The organism is Aquimarina aggregata, assembly GCF_001632745.1.
In the GTDB taxonomy this organism is placed as follows: domain Bacteria; phylum Bacteroidota; class Bacteroidia; order Flavobacteriales; family Flavobacteriaceae; genus Aquimarina; species Aquimarina aggregata.
In genome coordinates, this window is record NZ_LQRT01000004.1 from 147,024 (window position 1) to 168,006 (window position 20,983).

A 20,983-nucleotide genomic window follows, 5' to 3' on the forward strand; every position below is an offset into this window, starting at 1 on the left:
TTAAAATATGGGGTTGTTATTTTGATATGGGAGTTTACTTTGCTCTCCATAGATTCTTTATTTATCGATTGATGTATAAATAATCCGATTTCTTCTTGGTTTCGCCTGTTGGCACTTTGTAGATAAGGGTATAAAAATAGGTCCCTACCGGAAGTTGTCGTTCTGTATTGACCGTAGCTCTACCGTTTGATTCACCTCTGAAGAATCTTCCATTTATGCCATAACCTTTTGTTTCATATACTACAACTCCCCATCTATTAAATATTTTCAATTCATTATCAGGGAAATTTTGAATATTTCTTATCACTAATACATCATGATCTCCATCACCATTTGGTGTCACTACATTGAATACCTCTACTCCATCTTCTGCATTGGGATCAGCATTATTTGCTTCTTCATTATCCGGAGTACCATCATTGTCGTCGTCATTCATCTCATCTTGATCAGGAATTCCATCTCCGTCTGTATCGCAAACATTAGAGACATCTGGGACACAAGGATCAAAAGGATCTGGATCAATGCAGTCGTCTACTCCATCATTATCATTGTCCACAAAAGGGACTATGCTTACTGTTTCAGCCAAACTACTTAAAGTCAAATCACAACCGGTCGTTGGATTGTTGACATTGGTCAGGTTTAATGTCGTATCTGAAGTTACTGAGTTAATTGTTACATCGACAGTACCATCTACTCCAATAATAGCCGTTCCGTTTTCTGCTCCTGTATAAGTTACTACATCTCCTGTAGTTCCTATGATCGTAAACACTGCATCTTCCATAAAACATATTGGACTATTACCAATCAAAGTAGCCGGTAATGGTAAATCATTGACTGTAACCGTTATCGCTGCGGTGTTTTCACATCCATTGCTATCTATTCCTGTAACAGTATACGTTGTTGTTATAGTAGGCACAAAGGCAACACCATCTGTAACACGATTGTTCCAAGTGTATGTAGCAGCTCCTCCTCCGGATAAGGTTACACTTTCTCCTGAACATACCTCAGTAACTGAAGCATTTGCCGTTACGGTGGGTAAAGTATTTACTATAGCCGTTTCACTAACACCGCTTAAGGGCAAGTCACAACCCGTAGTTGGATTATTAACATTGGTTAGGTTTAAAGTCGTATCAGATGTTACTCCGTTAATCGTAACATCTACGGTGCCACCTGCTCCAATCGTTGCTGTTCCTGTTGCAGCGCCAGTATAGGTAACTACATCGCCTGCGGTTCCACTAATCGTAAAAACTGCATCTTCTCCTGAACATACCGGAGTATTCGAACTGATCGTAGCAGCAATTGGTAAGGCATCTACAATGACCGTTTCACTAACTCCACTTAATGGCAAGTCACAACCGGTAGTTGGATTATTGACATTAGTTAGGTTTAAAGTCGTATCAGATGTCACTCCGTTAACCGTTACATCTACGGTGCCTCCTGCTCCGATGGTAGCGGTTCCACTTGCAGCTCCGGAATAGGTAACGATGTCTCCTGCGGTTCCACTAATCGTAAAAACTGCATCTTCTCCTGAACAAACAGGTGTGTTCGAACTGATCGTAGATACAATCGGTAAGGCATCTACAATGACCGTTTCACTAACACCGCTTAAGGGCAAGTCACAACCGGTAGTTGGATTATTGACATTGGTTAGGTTTAAAGTCGTATCAGATGTCACTCCGTTAACCGTTACATCTAGAGTTCCTCCTGCTCCGATGGTTGCTGTTCCTGTCGTAGCGCCAGTATAGGTAACTACATCGCCTGCGGTTCCACTAATCGTAAAAACTGCATCTTCTCCTGAACAAACAGGTGTATTCGAACTGATCGTAGCAGCAATCGGTAAGGCATCTACAATGACCGTTTCACTAACTCCACTTAATGGCAAGTCACAACCCGTAGTTGGATTATTAACATTGGTTAGGTTTAAAGTCGTATCAGATGTTACTCCGTTAATCGTTACATCTACAGTGCCTCCTGCTCCGATGGTTGCTGTTCCTGTTGCAGCGCCAGTATAGGTAACGATGTCTCCTGCGGTTCCACTAATCGTAAAAACTGCATCTTCTCCTGAACAAACAGGTGTGTTCGAGCTGATCGTAGCAGCAATCGGTAAAGCATCTACCGTCAAAGTAACTATTGTCGCTGTACTTTCGCATCCAATTGTTTGCGTAACATATACCATTGTTACACCGGTGGATACCGTATCGAACCCTAATTCAACAGCCGTTGGAGCAGCTGGGTTAGCTGTAGTAATGAGAGAAGTTAATGTAGCGTCACTATACCATTGTAGTGATGTACCTGTAGCAGTAGGTGGTGTAATGGTATCTCCAATGCAATAAGTGTTCGAGTTAAAAGTAACCGATGGGGCTGCTGGAGGTGTACAAGTTCCATCTATAGTTACCGTAAAAGGAACTGGTACAGAAATACAACTTGTACTTGAATTAATAACGGTTATTGTTCCATTATAAGTACCTGAAGGAGCTCCTGCCGGAACTGTTAATATAATAGGAGAAATGGGTAACGAAGTTGGTGTAGTAATATCGGTAAACCCGGCTGTATTTGCAACTTCATCATAATCCAAGGTATATTGATCAGGAGTATTAGTTATAGAAATATAGGGTAAATTAGCGGTTGTTACTCCTGAACTTACAGTAGGACTAGTTCCCAATGTAATAGTAGGGCCACTCAAATTTACTAATGTTGTTGGTCCGGGTATTGTATTTGATTGACAACTAGTAGCGTCCGAAATAGAGATATTAGTATAATTACCTGGTCCTAAACTTGTTATTTGAATTCCACTAGCTGAAGCTGTTAAAGATTGTGTCGGTTGAGGGGTTCCGTTAAAAGAAAAATTAACGTTATAGGTTCCCGAAACTACACCCGTAATTACAATTGTTCCATCCGGAGTAATACAATTAGTAGGATTGATATGAGTTCCTTCTGTGATCACTGCTCCTCCCGGATCACTAATAATAACAGGCCCTACTGTATTCGAATCACAACCATTTAATGTAACGATGATATCGGTATAAGATCCTGCATCTAGCCCTGTAATTTGATATGCTCCACTGATATCTGAAGTAAAGCTTCCGTGATTTACAGAAACTCCATCATCCTCATAGTTCAGGTCATCATACAGTGTTGAAGACTGTAACCCACTCAAGGTAATAAATCCATTCACTCCTCCACAGGTTGTGGGGTTTGTTGGCACAGCTGAACTAATTGAAACTCCATTAACGATTATTGTGAATGTTTCAGGCAAACTTTCACATTCGATAGAGTTTGAATTTTTTATGGTAAAAGTTCCCGTATACGTTCCTATAGGAATACTAGAAGGTATAGCGATAGTTATTGGGCTAGTAAAATTAGTGTCTTCTAAAATGTCAATAAACCCGGCTGTATTGGCATCCGCTTCAAAATCTATACTATAATTACTAGGTGGGCCGTTGGCAGCAACCAAATATTCTAAATCTACAGAAGTTTCTCCTTCACATACTTCTAACGAATTTGATGTTAGTGATATTTCTGGTAATACGTTAACTATAATATTAATAGGAGGAGATAAAACCGTTTCGCATAGGATTCCTCCAGTTTTTTGAGCTTTAACCGAAACACTTGTTACGGATGTTGACAGTGCAAAAGTTGTCAAGTTTAATGCAGAACCATCCCCTAAAGCAGCAGGACCGATACCATTACCAGCTTGATCCACTAACTCATAAATCACTAGATTTTCTGTTCCAGAAATATTGAAGTTAATAGTTTCTCCCTCACAAATAACAGTAGTTGAAGTAGCACTAAATGTTTGATTGATTGGTAACCTACAAACTATTGTTGGCCCCGTAACTAAAATACTTTCGCACAATACACCATTTTGAACTGTAACACCTACTACTCCCCCTGCGTACAAAACATCAAATCCAGCACTTACCGCATCTAATCCAGTAATGGTCCAAAGACCACCAGAAGCCAAGGCTGTAAAACCTGTTATTTCAGTATCGTCGATATAAAGTTGAATAATACTTCCATCTGGGGCAGTTGTGGTACCAGAAACACTCGAGTCTCCTTCTTCAAGTGGGGTTGCGTCAACTGTAATTGCATCAGTTGTTTGACTTAGCACCTCTACTTCATTAGAAAGGGCACTTTCTAATTCCCCAGTATTAGTTACCGTTGCAGCCAGAAAATTACCAACTGGTACAGAAATACTACCTACTGTCCAACTTCCGTTTGCTGTAACAGTTGTCATACCAATTGGTGTTCCTATCGTAACAGGAGGCGTTGCAGATATGTACAAATTAAGAGTAGCTCCACTTTCTGCTGAAATACCACTAATCTCGTTAATGATACCGGTTGAAGTACAATATTCTCCTTCAATAATCGGTGTTAAAGATTGTGTTTGAACATTAACTGTACCAGATTCTTGAGGACACTCTCCTACTTCCTGATTAAATGCAGAAATCACATCTCCGTTCATTAAGCCGGAAATACCCGAGATCGTCCAATTTGTTCCAATAGTAGTGGTAGTAAAAGAAGATGCTATCCCATTAATATACAATATGATTGTGGTTGTACCCGATGGTGTAGCATCTAACGTTCCAGATATAACTGTTGTATTTTCTAGTATAGGCGTGGCTGTTATAGTAGGAATTTGGGAAGAGGATGTACCTGAAATACAAATAAAAGGAGATGGATCGGATTCGCAATTCCCCGATTCTTGAACTGTAAAATAATACGTTCCGGACAAAGGAGTACCACAATTACCTCCCTGATTACAATTTGAAGTATTGAAATTACCATTACAACTAAATGCAAAGTCTCCAGTAGTTCCATTCTCAACTGCATCTCCAACGAATCCTGTAACAGTATTATAGAATCTAATGGTCGCTCCAGTTGGTAATCCAGTAACTACAATTCTTCTATTCGTATCCGCACAAAAGATATTGGCGGTTGTTGGTGTTGCAGAGCACGTTGCTCCGACAGTAATTAAGTTGCACGTATCGTAGGATTCGGATTTTTCTGTTGTTCCAGTTGCGGTTGCCACAGCTTCGGTTACCAGAGCAGTAGCAGTAAAAACCTGACCAGCAACAAACGGTGTTAATCCTGAAAGTGACCAAGTTCCCCCTGAAACAGTCGCTGTACTAACTTCAGCAATACCATCTCTATAAACTGTAATAGCAGCCCCATCGACTTCTGTTGACGTTCCGGAAACCGCAGTCGATCCCACTGCTAACGGGCCTGTAATAGTTGGACAATCAGCTCTTGAAGGTAAACCATTATTTATATCATCGAGATCTGTTGGAGGAAAAATATCTATCAAATCCTCGAACAAATCATCATCAATACCTGCCTGATCATCAATCCCTCCGATATCCGATATACCATTATTTCCAATAGCTTCATTCGGATTTATAATTGTAGTACCTACCATTCGTAAGGGTGTACCGGTCGTTACACCTGGAAAAGCAGCTGTAATATCAGCAAATGGAATATAAAAGTCATAGAAATAATCGTCATCTCCACAGATTTCTGAAAAAGCAATGGATTTTTGCGCAAAATCATCAAAAGGTCTATCTATGGTAGCATCACCTATTTCTGTAGGCGAAGTAGTTCCATCTACATCATACAATCCCACACCAAAATTAGTTAGCAACACAAGTTCAATTTCAAAACCAGGATTACCAGCGACGGCATTGGGATCAGCATTTATGCCGGTAAAACCGAATTTCTGATCTACATCTATGAGTATTGTGTATCCTTTGGAATTATTAGCTGTTCCTCCTAATCTAAAGCGGAACATTAAATTTTGGTTACCGTCAAAATGCGTGTATATCGTATGGTTATTATCGGATTTTACTAAATCGGTAAATCCGCAAGATGGTCCGGGTTGTAGATCGCTATCGGGTTCGAAAGCTCCAGCTGACGGAAGCGGAGTGTAAGCAATCTCGCTTTCGGCCTCATCATTACTCATGAAACCTAAAGAAGATGTAGAAGTATATCCATTTCCATCGGGGTCAAGTACTATCTGCCCTGTTCCGGCTGGATCATAAATGAGTCCTTTAGTTTGAGCTTGTACGTTTTGGGTAAAAACCAAAAGAAGAAAAAATATTATATAAATTTTATACAACGGTTTGACGATGGTAGATTTGTTCATGAACAAATGGTGAGGTTAGGACTTAATGTTAGCAAACTTGAAATGAATTTAACATTTGCTTAGCAAAATAAAGCAAAAAAGATTCATTTTACAAGCAAAATTATCGACAAAAAACCAAAAAACTCGATTAAGTAAGGTTTTACCTTACTTTGTTTAACATACTAATGAGATATCATCATCTTATCAAAAGAAAACAAAATCTAGCACCTCCATTTCACCTCCAACTCTCCTACCCCTTTATTTAAAAAGGTGTATTACATATTGTATTGGGGAAATAGGTTCCTTTTAGCAGGTTTTTGTTTTCCTTGTGTTTTACTTCTTTTAGATAAGTTTTAATTTCTCAATTCTGAAGGACACAAGATCTTCATCATCATCTTCGATATATTCTGAATAAGTAATTTCAAAACTCTTGTCCTTAAACCTATCTGATTTAAGATCGAATTTTCTAATAACATTAGGAGATACTTCCTCAAATACGATAATCTCTTCGTTATCCATTACAAATTGATAGTATCCGTCATAGTATTTCTTAAATACTCCAGACTCTACATTTTGATTAATAATTGAGCCATTCATGTTTGTTAATTTTCGTAATTCAGTTTACAAGGTTTAAATAAAGATTTCACTACTTTTTATCTGATTTTCCCATAAATTTTACGGTATCTTTCCAATACACCCACTCGATTTTTCTCAACTTATGTGGTTCAGCAAGCAAAAATGGTTTTGTATAATCACTACACAAAAAAAATTACATTAAAGAACCATATTGATTTGTTTTCTAACTCTTATATTTTGTAATAGTAATTTTTTAAAATAGAGTCCATTTCTTTTTCTCCCTTACTAATTTGTACTGCTAATTGCCATAGTTCTTCATCTAGTAACCCAATTAATGGTTGCTTTACTTTTGATATGTACTTAAAAGCTTTTAGTAATTTTTTATCCCAAGACTTATGATATCTTAATAAGTCATCAGGATACACAATTTTTCTTTTTGTTCCTTCGTCGATACCTCTAAAAGGATTATCAATATTTAAATAGCCATAATCATCTGTTAATTGTTCTCCAGGATGAATATCCCGAATAGCTAGTTCAAAATTATAAGCTGTAGTGAGACAATTGGCATTAAAGCTATGATTTACAAAGCGTCCATTATCCCAACATAACACCTGATTCCCCAAATTATTTTTATAGGCGTAAGTTTCTAAAATATTCTTATATACAGGTTCTAATACTTCATATTGATCTGGAGTGAACTCACGATCAAACTTATCTAATATCCAAGTAATCGTTCCAATGGGAATTATTTTTTTAGCAACTACACCGTAACCAATTTCATTGCTTATAAACCGTATTTCTGTATCGGGGTGTATCATCGTTTAAATTTTAATTTCTTTTCGATAGCTTCAATCATAATATTAGCTATATCCAATCCGGTAGCATTTTCTATTCCTTCTAGTCCTGGTGATGAATTCACTTCTAATAATAAGGGTCCTTTATTGGATCGAATAATGTCAACACCAGCTACTGGAAGATTCAAAATCTTAGCCGCCTTAATCGCTAGTTTACGCTCTTCGGTAGTTATTTTGATTTTAGAGGCCGATCCACCTTGATGAATATTAGCTCTAAATTCTCCTTTTGCAGCTTGTCTTTGCATGGATGCTACTACTTTTCCGTTTACCACGAAACATCGAATGTCCTGTCCATTAGCTTCTTTTATAAATTCCTGTACAAGAATATTAGTTTGTACACTTTTAAAAGCGTTAATAACACTTTCTGCAGCCTTATTTGTTTCTGCCAGTACGACTCCTTTTCCTTGAGTACTTTCTAAAAGTTTAATGATTAATGGAGCACCATTTACCATTTTTATTAAATCTTTTGTATCTAAAGGCGATTTTGCAAATCCAGTTATGGGAATATGGATATCATGTTTGGCAAAAAGCTGGGTTGCCAATAGTTTATCTCTGGATTGGGTAATCGCTTCTGCTGTATTCAAGCAAAAGGCTCCCATAGAATCAAATTGTCTTATTAAGGCGCACGCATAAAATGTCATTGAGGGTCGTATCCTAGGGATAATAGCATCAAACTCATCAATGATGTTCCCTCCGCGGTACCGTATTTCAGGTTCTGTAGCATCTAATTTCATATAAGCTTGCTCTACATTTAGAAATACCATTTCGTGACCTTTGGCTATACCTGCTTCAACGATACGTTTATTACTGTACAATTCTGGATTACTAGCCAGTAATGCAATCTTTAGTCCTGATTTTTCTTTAAAAAAGGGTCTATACTTTGTTAGAATTTCTTCATTTGTAAAATTTTGCTGTGCAAAACTAATAGATGGGTTTACAATGTATCTATTCATAAGGGCTTCACGTCCTAATAACATTCTAAATTCCATTGCGTCACGATTCGCAAGTGTAAGTTCAATATCAAAGGTTGTATCACCCAGATTCACAGGTGTTTTGATTACAAAACGCTGCTCGGAAATACCTGATGAACTTTTTACTATACGTTTATCGTGTATTTTAGTTTCACATCGAATCACGATACTTCTATTATCCTGAATAGGGTTTACCTCAAAACGTACCCATTCTTCGGTTCCTTTATGAATAAGTTTAATATTATTTGCTTGTATAGAAGAGGTTTTTGCTCCAGAATCCACACGTGCCTTTATTGCGGGTATTCCAAACTCTCCGAATACACACCATTCTTCACTTCCTATTATTTTTAGGTCGTTATTTATTAAAGTTTTTACCACTTGATTTGTTTTCTTATATATTTAGTTCCTGAGAGCTCTCGTAAAAGAGTTCATCAGTATCTTGGTATAGTAATTTTGACTCAAAGTTCTTTTCTATAATCCTTTATAAAAATTGCATCAGCAATTTGTACCGCGTATGCTTCTGTATTTATTTTTATTACACAGTAAATATTTCTCTGTGGTCTTTAAAACTTTTAAACTCTACCATATATCCATTGGGATCTTTCACAAAAAAGGAAAGGTGCTCTCCAACCTTCTTTTCAAAAAACGTTACTTCGGTAGTTACATCAAGATCCATAGAGAAGAGTCTAGAATACAATTTACCCCAACTATGGATATCTATGATCACGCCAAAGTGAAAAGAAGGTAATACATGATCTCCCAAACGGTAATTTTTGAAATCAAAGTTAAAATCTCCTACTTTGGTAAAAGTGATCTGATTTCCGTACAAATTGATATCTATCCAACCATCTGTAGATCTTCCTAATTTAGCACCTAGTTTATAGGTATAGAAATCTTTTGTTTTTTCTATATCCTCACAGGGAAGGGCCAAATGAAATTCTGCATTTTTCATTATTCTAAAGTTTTACGATTATTCCATTTCTGGTTCCTCTGGTAAATCAGTTTCTTCACCTTGGTCATCTTCATCTTCATGGCTTTCCATTGCACTAACCAGGCGTTTACTAACTTTAACCAAGTACAGGGTATCTTCTGTTTTTACTTCTACACATTCTACGATTTCGTTTTGTGCATTTCTAAACGTAATGATATTTTGATCATCATATCCATCAGGATATTCGTTTACCAATAGATCTAAAATAGTATTGTTTAATTTTTTATAATCAACAATTACTCTTTTCAAATTTGCGTTTCGTTCTGTTTTCATTTTGTTTACATATCTAATAAATAGGCAAATATTAATGGTGCCACAATGGTTGCATCACTTTCTATGATAAACTTTGGAGTATCTACATCCAGTTTACCCCAAGTGATTTTTTCATTAGGTACTGCTCCGCTGTAAGATCCATAGCTTGTGGTTGAGTCACTTATCTGACAGAAATAATTCCAGAACGGGGTATCTGTCCTTTCTAAATCTTGATATAACATTGGTACGACACAAATAGGAAAATCTCCTGCAATACCGCCTCCAATTTGGAAGAAACCTATTCCATCCTTAGAGTTTTTGGTATACCAGTCTGCAAGAAAGGTCATATACTCGATACCGGATTTCATTGTACTTGCTTTGAGTTCTCCTTTCACTACATAGCTAGCAAAAATGTTACCCATTGTACTATCTTCCCATCCTGGAACTACCAATGGTAAATTTGCTTTTGCAGCAGCATACACCCAACTATCTTGAATATCTATCTCGTAGTATTGTTCTAAAACTCCAGACAATAACATCTTATACATAAATTCATGTGGAAAATATCGCTCTCCCGCTTCTTCAGCATCTTTCCAAATCTTAAAAATATGTTCTTGTAATCTTCTAAAAGCTTCTTCTTCTGGTATACAAGTATCGGTTACACGATTTAATCCTTGCTCTAATAAACCCCACTCCTGTTGTGGTGTTAAATCTCGATAATTTGGCACTCTTTTATAATGGCTATGCGCCACCAGATTCATAATATCCTCTTCGAGGTTAGCTCCAGTACATGAAACAATATTCACTTTCTCCTTACGAATCATTTCTGCAAAAATTTTTCCCAATTCGGCAGTACTCATCGCTCCAGCAAGAGATACCAGCATTTTTGAATCCTTTTCTATTTGGGTTTCATATGCTTTGGCAGCATCTACTACGGAAGCTGCATTAAAATGTAGGTAATACTTTTCTAAAAATTGAGATATAGCTCCTTTATCCTTCATATTCATCATCTGTAAATTTTAGGGAGTTATTTTTATCATTTCCTTTAAGAACAAATAAATTTTCATTCTCATCATCAACATCTTGTTCTTCAAATTTGTAACTCAACATTTTATAATATAATTTGGCTGCAGCAAAATCTGAGGATTTATCATCTTTATTTGGACATAATTCTACAATATCAAATCCTACTACATTTTTCTCTTCAAATATTTTCTTAAGAAATTCAAGGGTTTCATACCATAACAACCCGCCAGGTTCTGGGGTTCCTGTTGAAGGTAAAATAGAAGGATCTAAAGCGTCCAGATCAAAAGTGATATAGACATTATCTGTCATTAGCTCGATAGCATTATCCATCCAATAATCATCTGTTGCCATTTCATGAGCAAAAAACACTTGGTCTTTATTCATTACTAAATTTTCTGAAGCATCCATACTCCGAACACCTACTTGAACAAGGTTGGTATTTTGATTAGCTTCATATAACGCGCAAGCATGATTGTACTTAGAACCTTCATATTCTTTTCTTAGATCCGCATGGGCATCTATATGCACTACTGTTAAATCCTTAAAACACTCATCAAAAGCACGTATAGCTCCTATAGAAATGGAATGTTCACCTCCTACCAGAGTCACAAATTTGTTACGTTTTATATTAGACTTGACAATAGCATGTACGCTTGTAACCATAGCTTCTGGAGAATCATTTTCATTAACAGCTTCTGTAAGGTAAATACCTTGCTTATATACTTCGCTATTGGTTTCTATATCATATAACTCCATATTCTCTGAAGCATGTAAAAATGCTTCAGGGCCTTTGTCTGCTCCTTTCCCCCAAGTGCTAGTTCCATCATACGGAACAGGTATTAATACTACTTTTGATTTGTCATAGCCAGCAAATCGTTCTGGAATTCCGGCATATGTTTTCTGAGTTTCCATTTTAACAATGTTTGGATTTAATAAATTAATTAGGATTTATAAATGTTTCTTTTTGTGAATATTCTACAACTTCTTCTTTTGTTATTTTTTGATATCCAAGAATGGATAATAATTGTTCTGAAGTTTGTTGCGGTGCAAAAACTTCTGTAGTTAAATTTCCATTCTCGTCACGATCTATCAAAATATGTTTAGGTTGTGGGATCAAGCAATGTTGTAATCCACCAAAACCACCAATAGTTTCTTGATATGCTCCAGTATTGAAAAACCCGATATACAACGGTTTATCTTTTTTATATTTAGGTAGATAAATGGCATTCATATGTTGTTCGGAGTTATAATAATCATCACTATCACAGGTTAATCCTCCGAGTAACACTCGTTCATACTCATCTTGCCATCTATTTACAGGAAGCATTACAAAACGCTTATTTATTGCCCAAGTATCTGGAATTGTTGTGATAAAGGACGAATTGATCATATTCCATTTTTCACGATCATTTTGCTGTTTTTGATATAGTACTTCATAAATAGCACCACCACTTTCGCCAACTGTAAAACTTCCAAACTCTGTAAAGATATTAGGAACATCTACTCGTGCTTCTTCACAGGCAATCTGAATTTGATTTACGATTTCATTAATCATATACTGATAATCATAATCAAATGCCAAAGAATTTTTTATGGGGAATCCACCCCCAATATTTAAGCTATCCAGCGACGGGCATATTTTCTTAAGACTTATATAAACCTTTAAACATTTTAATAATTCATTCCAATAGTAAGCGGTATCACGAATACCTGTATTAATAAAAAAGTGAAGCATTTTTAATTTCACTTTCGGGTTATTCTTGATTTGGTTATTATAAAAAGACACAATATTTCGATACCCTATTCCTAACCTAGAAGTATAAAACTCAAACTTTGGTTCCTCTTCTGAGGCAATGCGGATCCCTACTTGAAAGTCTTCATTGATTACGTTGCTTAATAAATCTAACTCCTCATAATTATCAATTATTGGAATACAATTACGATGGCCTTTATTAATTAATCGAGCTATGTTTTGGATATACTGGTCTCTTTTAAAACCATTGCAGATCACATATGCATTACTACTGATTTTGCCTTGGGTCTTTAAGTTTTCTACGATATCAATATCAAAAGCCGAAGATGTTTCTATATGAATATCATTTTTTAACGCTTCGTTTAACACGTGTCGAAAGTGAGAACTTTTAGTACAATAACAATAGCTATAATCACCAGCATAATTATTCGCTTTAATGGCACTCTTGAACCAGTATTTTGCTCGGTTAATGTTTTCAGATATTTTTGGTAGATAGGTGAATTTTAGAGGTGCTCCATATTGAGCAATCAGCTCCATAAGATTAATACCATGAAACTGTAATTGATTATCCTCTAGTTTAAACTCTTCTTGAGGAAAATGAAAGGTTTGGTCGATAAGATCGATGTATTTTGTTTTCATCTGTTTTATTTTTGTTTTGCAGATAAAAATCACCATTGCATGCACGGACCAGAGTAGTCCTGCGATCAATAGATCATTCCATTATAAGGGATTTAAAAAATCAGAAATAGATAAAATAAATGGTTAAATCATTTACATAAATTATTTCATATTCGAATAATGGAAATAGTATAGGGAACGAATGACATTCGTTCAAAAAATTGAAGTGCAATTGTATACTTTTTGGAAGTCAGCCTGAGAATTCGGTTCCTCATCCCTGAGGCAGCTTTTGGAGTAGACTTCTTTATGCTCCTAAGCCCGAATCTGAAAAACGTTTTCATTTATGTAGGCAATGCGTCCTTAGTGGACTCATTATTTGTTATATTCAAATGTAATAAAAAACTAATATCAAAAACTTTTTTGTGTACTTTTTTTTAAAATTCCGTTTTACATAAAATAGTAACTCAAGATTTAATTTAAGAATTAATAAAAATGCCCCAATAGTGTATACCAAAAAAATTAATCAGAAAATCCATGACTACTATTAAATGTTAACATCGTTAATAAAAGCATGAATGCTTAAAAGGTTAACAGACCAAGAGAATATACCTATAATAAAGGGTGAGTTTTATGAGCATCCACTTAACCTGAGAAACATGTCATGTAAATAGATAACCTCATCTTATTATCTATAATCATTCTGAAATAATTATTGTATTTTCATTCTATGAATGTAATTAACTATACCCAAGGAGTTTTACAATATATTCCTTTCTTTTATGTAATCTGGTCTGATGATTTGTTATCCTACTCTGAAATTTCTGTCATAAAAACGGCAATACATGAAGACGAAACACTGCGAAAAGATGATCAAGATATTTTGATTAGTTGGTTAAACCCAAAAGCCCCACCTAAAGATAAGGAACTTAAAAACTGGAAAAAAACAATAACAAATTCTTATATTAAACTTGTAGAAAGTGAAGTGCATCCACTTACTACATTCTGTCAAAAATTAGTCTGTTACTATCATGCTGATTGCCCTTTTAATGTTCGTTTAAAAGACATCGAAATAAATCTTGGCATTCAGCCCAACCACTATAAGCACTTATTTGATTTAGAAGTAGTCCAAGAAATTACATCTAATCATTATGATTCTTCTAAAATTGACTTAATTCTAAAAGGAAAACACACTACTGTTGTGGATGATTTTAGAAAAGTTCTTAAAGCCCCCATTTTTGATTGGGGTATTAAAAGAACAAAAGAAGAGTTTAGGGAACATGTTTTACAACAAGTAAAATTCCTTGCTAAAGAAGGATATGGCGCAATGGCATATCCAGAGGCTTATGGAGGTACAGAAAATATGCCTGGATATGCAGCTATTTTTGAAAACTTAATGTATGTAGATGGCAGCTTAGCTATAAAATTTGGGGTTCAGTTTGGTCTTTTTGGAGGAAGTATCCAAAAATTAGGAACAAAAAAACATCATGATCAATATCTAACAAATACTGGCGAAACAAAACTATTAGGATGTTTTGCCATGACTGAAACTGGTCATGGATCTAATGTAAGAGGTGTTAAAACCACTGCTACATATCATAAAGAAACAGATAGTATTATAGTACATACACCTGGCAAAAATGATAATAAAGAATATATTGGGAATGCATTACATTCTACAATGGCATCTGTTTTTGCTCAATTAATCGTTAATGGTAAAAATGAAGGAGTACATGCCATTTTGGTTCCTATTAGAAATAAGGAACACAAATTAATGCCTGGTGTTACTATCGAGGACAACGGTTACAAATTGGGGCTTAACGGCGTAGACAATGGAAAAATATGGTTTCATCAAGTGCGTGTTCCCCGAGAGAACCTATTAAATAAGTATGGTGATATTAATGCCAATGGTATGTATCATTCTGATATCAAAAATCCAAACAAAAGGTTTTTTACAATGTTGGGGACTCTGGTTGGAGGTAGAATATGTGTTGCTCGAGCTGGATTGGGAGGCGCTAAAAAAGCTCTGGCCATAGCAGTTAAACATGCCTTAAAAAGAAGACAATTTAATGACAGTATCAAAATACAAGAAGATCTTCTTATGGATTATCCAACACATCAATTACGATTAACACCTGCAGTTGCCGCCTGTTATGTATATGACGTTACGTTAACACATATGATGGAAATATACAGTGACAAATCCGTAGTAGATAAACGAAAAATTGAAACTCAGGCAGCCGGACTTAAATCAATAATTACCTGGTTTTCAAATAACACAATACAAGAATGTAGAGAAGCATGTGGTGGAAAAGGATATTTATTAGAAAATCAAATTGCCAACCTAAAGAATGATGTAGACATTTTTACCACTTTTGAAGGAGATAACCATGTATTACTTCTATTAGCAGCCAAAGGCATATTATCAGAATTTAAATCCGAGTTTAATAGTGCTGGTTTTACCGCAGTATTAAAACTGTTAGGTTCTAGACTTACTGATAAATTAAGCACTATCAACCCTGCATATACCAATAATACAGATAAGGATCACCTATATAGTTCAAAATTTCATAAACATGCATTTGATTATCGCACCAGAAGGCTTACCTATACACTAGCTATGCGAATTCGAGATTATGTAAAAAAAGGAATTCCTTCGTATCAAGCTTTTCTGAAAGTACAAACACATTTATTAGCCTTAGGAAAAGCATACAGTATTGAACTAGCATATACAACCTTCACAAATTTTACAGAAACCATCGAAGATGAAAAGTATCGACAACTATTTCAGAAAATGGGTACTATATATGCATTACACGAATTACGAAAAGATGCATCTTGGTATCTCGAACAACGATATATCAGTGGTACAAAATCAAAAGCGATACGAAGTCGTGTAGAACGACTTTCTACAGAATTGAGACCTCATATAAAAACATTAGTCGATGGATATGGGATACCAGAGCATTGTATGAATGCACCTATTTCAAAAAATTAATGATACACGTATATGCTAAATTTACTAGTTTTTTAAACTTTAGGTATGCAATAAAATCAGTGTTTTATTTTTAATAATTTGACAATAAAAAACCCATACATAAAAAGTGTTTTTATGTATGGGTTTTTCGATGACTACATCTATTGTTATTTACTTTTGGTCTGAAACTTCTTCTGTAGCTTTCTCTTTATCTTCCTTTATCATTTTTTCATCTTCTTCAGTAATTCGTTTATGTTCGGCTGCTACATTTTTGTGCTCTTTCTCCATATTTTCATGTTCAGCTTTCACAGACTCATGTTCTTCTTTCATTTGTTCTAAAGTTATCTGACCAGAAGCATGTTTAATTTCTATCTCCTTATGTTTTTCTATTAATGCTTTGTGAGCCGAGATAAGTTCACTGTGCTTAGCTAATAAAGTTGTGTGATTCTTTTCAGTAACTATATGTATAGAATCGTTCTCTATAGTTTTATGAGCATCTACCATTTGTTGATGATCATCTTTCATATCATTGTGCTCTTTGGCCATAGCTTCATGAGAAGCCTCCATTTCTTGATGCTTTTCTACCATTGCTTTATGCTCTGGTGCTTCGGCAGGGTTTTGTTTGCAAGAAACAAACAAAAGAACTGTTGCAACTACTGCTAATTTACTAAGTGTTTTCATGATTTTGATTAATTGGTTTACGTTTCAAATGTATAAAACTAATTTTTCACTAAATTATTTTAAGTCCTCTTTTTTTAAATTAAACACTTCGTTTATCTAACAAGGAGTGTCAAAAAAGTATTTACTTATAACCAAAATTAAAATTGTTAAATGATTTGTAATTTATTTTAAATAAAAGTTATTTTTTATTTAATCTTTTGCCAAAATTAGTTCTTTTGATCATCTTCAGGTAGGCGAACCTTTTTAATTATTATATTTACCAAATGAGATTGAACATTAATAAAAATATAATTTCTCTCTTTTTTGTTTCGGCTTTTATATTTCTTAAAGTTGTTAATGCTCATGCTTTTTCTCATTTTTCTGAAGACGATGATGATCAAACTCATTGTGAGCTATGTGAAATATTCACCACCACAAATCAGCTCACACCTTTTACCAATAATTCGTTAACGGAAATAGAACAAAAGTTCATAGTTGCTTTTCAGGAACAGAAGATTAATTTTTGTTACGAAACTTCTCAATATAGTATTACACAACCCAAAAGTATTTATAACAAACCCCCTCCTTCAAAGTCATAAGTATTGCTTTATTATTAGAACATTAATCTGTTTTATTACTTAATCATATTCTATTTTTTTTTAATCTGATAAATGCTTCATCCTGACTTTATAGGGATAAGCCTGCTTGTAGTAATTACATCTATTATATTCTAATATACAAATACTAGCATATTTTCTAACGGAATATCGTCTTTTGCAATACTTATTCTCTCCGTAATTTAAAAGATACAGCGGCAGAATGTATCCTTTTCTGCTATTTACAAATATAAATTCAGTAATAATGATTACAAAACAAGATTTAGAAAATGCTCAAAAAGTATGGGGGCAAGGAGTAGTGCATATCGGAACATTACAATCTGATAGAGTTCAATGCGAAAATTATACGCAAAATTTTGTAGATGAACTTTATGACTTTAAAAACAAACAGGTATTATTTAAACCTACTAAGGCTGCAATTGATCAATTCAGAACTACTAGTAAAAGTGCCATTTCGTATTTCATTGGCGGAAATTCAAAATATACAGAAGATAAAGGATTTGCTCTCCAACCCTGGACATAAGTTAGGTTTGAAAATGCTGCTTTGATCTTAGAAGAAAACCGAGCGCTAGCTATGGGTAATTATTTTTTCACTGATATAAATGGACAAGATACCAAAGTCGAATACACTTTTGGGTATCGCAAAGACACGAATGGAAAACTAAAAATAGACGTACATCATTCGTCTTTACCATTTAATATAGAAGAAAGTGTATGAGTTTTAATAAACTAGAATCCAGCAACTGCCTATTTCTGATTTGTCCAACAGATCATATAGAAATTATTTTAAGGCAAACTTGTAGTACTAATGCATTTTTCTATACGGCTCTTGGAGCTAATTTTAGGTGGGACATTGATACTCAAAAAAACCTTATTACCCTAATCGAGAATCAAAAAGTAGCCCAAATTGTTTTTGTAACAAAATACACGAACATGTTCTATAAAGAAATACTCGAACCCGAAATTGAACCTTTTTTTCATGTTAGTGAAACATTTTTACAACTGGATAAGACGTTACCGGACTACTTATTAAATCAAAGTCATCCTATTTTAAGAACAATGCTTTTAGCATCTCGGCATTTACAAACACAACAAAAGTATATGCTAGAAACTGCTATTCTAGGAAAAGTCTTGAAACATAATGAAGTCACTACCCAAAGTTTTGTATACCACCCTAATAATCAAATTTTTTATCCCCCAAAAATAATTGAAAATAAGGTGTTATCGCACGGGCAAATATCACTTAACTAAGATAATGTATAGAACATGTTTAGAGTTACAATTTTACTGCTTCTTATATATCATTTTAATGGATGGTCCCAGAAGGAAGAACAAAACTTTCCTCCTCAAAAGACACCTTTAGAAATTAAGGCAACAAAAACGGTAGGAAAAATAACAATTGATGGGGAGTTAAATGAAGCTGAATGGCAAAATACCGAAGCGGTCACAGATTTTTTTAGAGTAGAACCGATTCAAGGCGGATCCATTAAAAATGCAACTACAGTTCGTGTACTGTATGATAATAAGAATCTATATTTTGGTGTATTTGCCAAGGATTCTATGGGTAAAAAAGGTATCCGTATACAAGACCTAAGGCGTGACTTTAATAGTGGAGAAAATGATGTGTTTGGTATTCAAATTGATGCGCAGAATACCAAACAGTATGCCGCTTCTTTTCAAACAACACCTTACGGTAATCAATTAGATCTTCAGAACTTTAATGATAATAACACTGATAGAGATTGGAATGCACTTTGGAGCGTACGAACAAAGCGAACAGATATAGGATATTATGCCGAGTTCGCAATTCCGTTTAAATCTATACGTTATGATAAATCTATTAAAGGAGTTCCAGTAGAATGGGGCATTACCTTTTATCGACTTGCAAGAAAAGATTTTGAAAAGACAGTTTTTCCGGCAATTCCACAATCTTTCTCACAAAACAGGATGGTTTATGCAGCCAAACTTATAGGTTTAGAAGTACCTCCCCCATCAGCTAACATTCGCATCGAACCATATACTTTGTATCAATATGATGAAAATAAGACTGGTAATACCATTACAAATAAATCGAATGACCCAAAAATTGGAGGAGATGTAAAATGGGCGATCAATCCTAATGCCGTACTAGATTTAACTTTAAATACTGATTTTGCACAGGCAGATGTTGATAGGGCTGTAAATAACCTAGAACGTTTTACAATTTTCTTTCCAGAAAGACGGCAATTCTTTCTGGAAAATTCTGGTATATGGGCCGGAGGAGGTAACTCTCAAGTTCGTCCTTTCTTTAGTAGAACTATTGGTCTAGAAAATACTTTTAATGCCGCTCCCGCTCCTTTAGATGTTGGTGCTCGTTATACAGACAGAAACGAAAACAGGACAATCGCTGCGCTTGCTGTTCGTCAACGAGATACCGATAATAGTCCCGCTAGTACTTTTGGTGTAGCCAGATACACCCAAAACTATGGCAAAGAAAATAATATCGGAGCTATGGTTACGTATCGATTAGACGATTCTTCTAGAGATTTAGGAGTTTCTTCACAAAATAACACAACCATTTCTATTGATGGATTTATCCGCCCTAAAAGCGAAATCACACTTTCTTATTTACTATCTACATCATTAGATAGTGAAACTGGTGATACAGGTTATTCTGGAAGAGTATTTGCAGGATCTCGAACTAACAAATATTACCTTGGTTATGTTAATACTTTTGTAAGCAATTCCTATGCTCCGGATATGGGTTTTGTATTTCAAAAAGACGTCATGTATCATAGTCCGGGAGGATACGCTATTGTTCGACCTAAATGGTTACCTTTTGTACGAAGATGGGATCCTGGGGCCTTTTTAAATTACTATCATGACTTTGAAGATTTTGGTAATTTTCAACAAGCAAGTATTTATATCTTTCCTATTTATACATGGTTTAAGGATAATAGTTTTATCGAAGCTTCTTTTACTCCTACTTGGCAAAATATAAATTTTAATTTTGCTCCTCTAGGTCTGGAAATTCAAGAAGATGAATACCAATATACTAGGTTTCTATTGAGATACAATACAGACCAATCTAAAAAGTTATCAGCATCTATTCGGTATGATTTTGGGAATTTTTATAATGGTACGCGAAATACTGTTATAGCCGGATTACGCTATGCTCCTGTTCCGCATATTGCACTCTCTGCAGATTATGAACACAATGATATTAATGGATTAGGAATATTACAGGAAGACCTAGATACCGATTTGTATACTGCAAATCTGCGATTGGCTCTTAATCCTCGCATGCAACTGTCAACTTTTTATCAATACAATAGCTTTAACGAACAAGGTAGATGGAATGTTCGCTTTAGCTGGGAGTATATGCCATTGTCGTTTATTTATTTAGTGTTTAATGATACACAAACTGATGTATTTGACCCGCTACAGCGCAATACACAATTCATTAGTAAAATAACCTTCTTAAAACAGTTTTAATATGTTAAATCAATTTAAAATCTACACTTTTCTTCATGATTTTTTGGGTATAGAAAAGAATAAAACCGAGCTAATCATAAAAAACGTAATAATCAG

At 34.9% G+C, this 20,983-nt stretch carries 16 protein-coding genes; 6 read left to right on the plus strand and 10 right to left on the minus strand.

What is annotated here, in order from left to right; translation table 11 throughout:
- Window positions 1-61: 61 nt before the first annotated feature.
- The 9 genes from AWE51_RS07945 to AWE51_RS07985 form a co-directional block, all read right to left on the minus strand.
- Window positions 62-6,142 carry a T9SS type B sorting domain-containing protein gene (locus AWE51_RS07945; RefSeq protein ID WP_066311932.1) on the minus strand — a complete coding sequence of 2,027 codons (6,081 nt, stop codon included), beginning with the start codon at window positions 6,140-6,142 and terminating at the stop codon, window positions 62-64.
- Window positions 6,143-6,463: 321 nt separating this feature from the next.
- Window positions 6,464-6,718: a hypothetical protein gene (locus AWE51_RS07950; protein ID WP_066311934.1), complete on the minus strand. Its 255-nt coding sequence runs from the start codon at window positions 6,716-6,718 to the stop codon at window positions 6,464-6,466.
- A 209-nt stretch (window positions 6,719-6,927) separates the two neighbouring features.
- Window positions 6,928-7,515, minus strand: a complete 588-nt coding sequence (locus AWE51_RS07955) for an SET domain-containing protein (protein WP_066311936.1) — start codon at window positions 7,513-7,515, stop codon at window positions 6,928-6,930.
- Window positions 7,512-8,900, minus strand: coding sequence for a 30S ribosomal protein S6--L-glutamate ligase (gene rimK / locus AWE51_RS07960; protein ID WP_232517359.1), 1,389 nt, complete (start codon window positions 8,898-8,900; stop codon window positions 7,512-7,514). The genes AWE51_RS07955 and rimK overlap by 4 nt, the downstream gene beginning before the upstream one ends.
- Window positions 8,901-9,057: 157 nt before the next feature.
- Window positions 9,058-9,474, minus strand: a complete 417-nt coding sequence (locus tag AWE51_RS07965; RefSeq protein WP_066311938.1) for a VOC family protein — start codon at window positions 9,472-9,474, stop codon at window positions 9,058-9,060.
- Window positions 9,475-9,492: 18 nt separating this feature from the next.
- Window positions 9,493-9,786 (minus strand): hypothetical protein, encoded by a 294-nt coding sequence (locus AWE51_RS07970; protein ID WP_066311940.1) that lies wholly within the window; start codon window positions 9,784-9,786, stop codon window positions 9,493-9,495.
- A gap of 5 nt (window positions 9,787-9,791) precedes the next feature.
- Window positions 9,792-10,766, minus strand: coding sequence for a deoxyhypusine synthase family protein (locus AWE51_RS07975; protein WP_066312005.1), 975 nt, complete (start codon window positions 10,764-10,766; stop codon window positions 9,792-9,794).
- Window positions 10,756-11,703 carry an agmatinase gene (gene speB / locus AWE51_RS07980; protein ID WP_066311942.1) on the minus strand — a complete coding sequence of 316 codons (948 nt, stop codon included), beginning with the start codon at window positions 11,701-11,703 and terminating at the stop codon, window positions 10,756-10,758. The genes AWE51_RS07975 and speB overlap by 11 nt, the downstream gene beginning before the upstream one ends.
- Before the next feature lie 25 nt (window positions 11,704-11,728).
- Window positions 11,729-13,183 carry an arginine decarboxylase gene (locus tag AWE51_RS07985; RefSeq protein ID WP_066311943.1) on the minus strand — a complete coding sequence of 485 codons (1,455 nt, stop codon included), beginning with the start codon at window positions 13,181-13,183 and terminating at the stop codon, window positions 11,729-11,731.
- Between the two features lie 706 nt (window positions 13,184-13,889).
- Between AWE51_RS07985 and AWE51_RS07990 the strand changes: the two genes are divergently transcribed.
- On the plus strand, window positions 13,890-16,157 hold the full coding sequence (locus AWE51_RS07990; RefSeq protein WP_066311945.1) for an acyl-CoA dehydrogenase family protein: 2,268 nt from the start codon (window positions 13,890-13,892) through the stop codon (window positions 16,155-16,157).
- Window positions 16,158-16,307: 150 nt separating this feature from the next.
- Here AWE51_RS07990 and AWE51_RS07995 read toward each other — a convergent pair whose 3' ends face one another.
- A complete protein-coding gene (locus tag AWE51_RS07995) occupies window positions 16,308-16,817 on the minus strand; it encodes a hypothetical protein (RefSeq protein ID WP_066311947.1) in 510 nt (169 codons plus the stop codon).
- Window positions 16,818-17,080: 263 nt separating this feature from the next.
- On the opposite strand from AWE51_RS07995, the gene AWE51_RS08000 reads away from it, so the two are divergent.
- The 5 genes from AWE51_RS08000 (at window position 17,081) to AWE51_RS08015 (ending at window position 20,887) form a co-directional block, all read left to right on the plus strand.
- The gene (locus AWE51_RS08000) at window positions 17,081-17,395 is read left to right on the plus strand and encodes a hypothetical protein (protein WP_066311949.1); all 315 of its coding nucleotides are present in this window, start codon (window positions 17,081-17,083) and stop codon (window positions 17,393-17,395) included.
- 262 nt (window positions 17,396-17,657) lie between these two features.
- Window positions 17,658-17,936, plus strand: coding sequence for a hypothetical protein (locus AWE51_RS26970; protein WP_232517360.1), 279 nt, complete (start codon window positions 17,658-17,660; stop codon window positions 17,934-17,936).
- A 21-nt stretch (window positions 17,937-17,957) separates the two neighbouring features.
- Window positions 17,958-18,131 carry a hypothetical protein gene (locus tag AWE51_RS26975; RefSeq protein WP_232517361.1) on the plus strand — a complete coding sequence of 58 codons (174 nt, stop codon included), beginning with the start codon at window positions 17,958-17,960 and terminating at the stop codon, window positions 18,129-18,131.
- Window positions 18,128-18,664 carry a hypothetical protein gene (locus AWE51_RS08010; protein ID WP_066311950.1) on the plus strand — a complete coding sequence of 179 codons (537 nt, stop codon included), beginning with the start codon at window positions 18,128-18,130 and terminating at the stop codon, window positions 18,662-18,664. Before AWE51_RS26975 ends, AWE51_RS08010 begins: the two co-directional genes overlap by 4 nt.
- A gap of 15 nt (window positions 18,665-18,679) precedes the next feature.
- Window positions 18,680-20,887 (plus strand): DUF5916 domain-containing protein, encoded by a 2,208-nt coding sequence (locus AWE51_RS08015; protein ID WP_066311952.1) that lies wholly within the window; start codon window positions 18,680-18,682, stop codon window positions 20,885-20,887.
- The last annotated feature ends 96 nt before the right edge of the window (window positions 20,888-20,983 follow it).

Excerpts from the sequence above, each read along its gene's own strand:
- AWE51_RS07945 (WP_066311932.1), bottom strand. The coding sequence starts at position 6,142 with ATGAACAAATCTACCATCGTCAAACCGTTGTATAAAATTTATATAATA.
- AWE51_RS07950 (WP_066311934.1), bottom strand. The coding sequence starts at position 6,718 with ATGAATGGCTCAATTATTAATCAAAATGTAGAGTCTGGAGTATTTAAG.
- AWE51_RS07955 (WP_066311936.1), bottom strand. The coding sequence starts at position 7,515 with ATGATACACCCCGATACAGAAATACGGTTTATAAGCAATGAAATTGGT.
- AWE51_RS07965 (WP_066311938.1), bottom strand. The coding sequence starts at position 9,474 with ATGAAAAATGCAGAATTTCATTTGGCCCTTCCCTGTGAGGATATAGAA.
- AWE51_RS07970 (WP_066311940.1), bottom strand. The coding sequence starts at position 9,786 with ATGAAAACAGAACGAAACGCAAATTTGAAAAGAGTAATTGTTGATTAT.
- AWE51_RS07975 (WP_066312005.1), bottom strand. The coding sequence starts at position 10,766 with ATGAAGGATAAAGGAGCTATATCTCAATTTTTAGAAAAGTATTACCTA.
- speB (WP_066311942.1), bottom strand. The coding sequence starts at position 11,703 with ATGGAAACTCAGAAAACATATGCCGGAATTCCAGAACGATTTGCTGGC.
- AWE51_RS07985 (WP_066311943.1), bottom strand. The coding sequence starts at position 13,183 with ATGAAAACAAAATACATCGATCTTATCGACCAAACCTTTCATTTTCCT.
- AWE51_RS07990 (WP_066311945.1), top strand. The coding sequence starts at position 13,890 with ATGAATGTAATTAACTATACCCAAGGAGTTTTACAATATATTCCTTTC.
- AWE51_RS07995 (WP_066311947.1), bottom strand. The coding sequence starts at position 16,817 with ATGAAAACACTTAGTAAATTAGCAGTAGTTGCAACAGTTCTTTTGTTT.
- AWE51_RS08000 (WP_066311949.1), top strand. The coding sequence starts at position 17,081 with ATGAGATTGAACATTAATAAAAATATAATTTCTCTCTTTTTTGTTTCG.
- AWE51_RS26970 (WP_232517360.1), top strand. The coding sequence starts at position 17,658 with ATGATTACAAAACAAGATTTAGAAAATGCTCAAAAAGTATGGGGGCAA.
- AWE51_RS08010 (WP_066311950.1), top strand. The coding sequence starts at position 18,128 with ATGAGTTTTAATAAACTAGAATCCAGCAACTGCCTATTTCTGATTTGT.
- AWE51_RS08015 (WP_066311952.1), top strand. The coding sequence starts at position 18,680 with ATGTTTAGAGTTACAATTTTACTGCTTCTTATATATCATTTTAATGGA.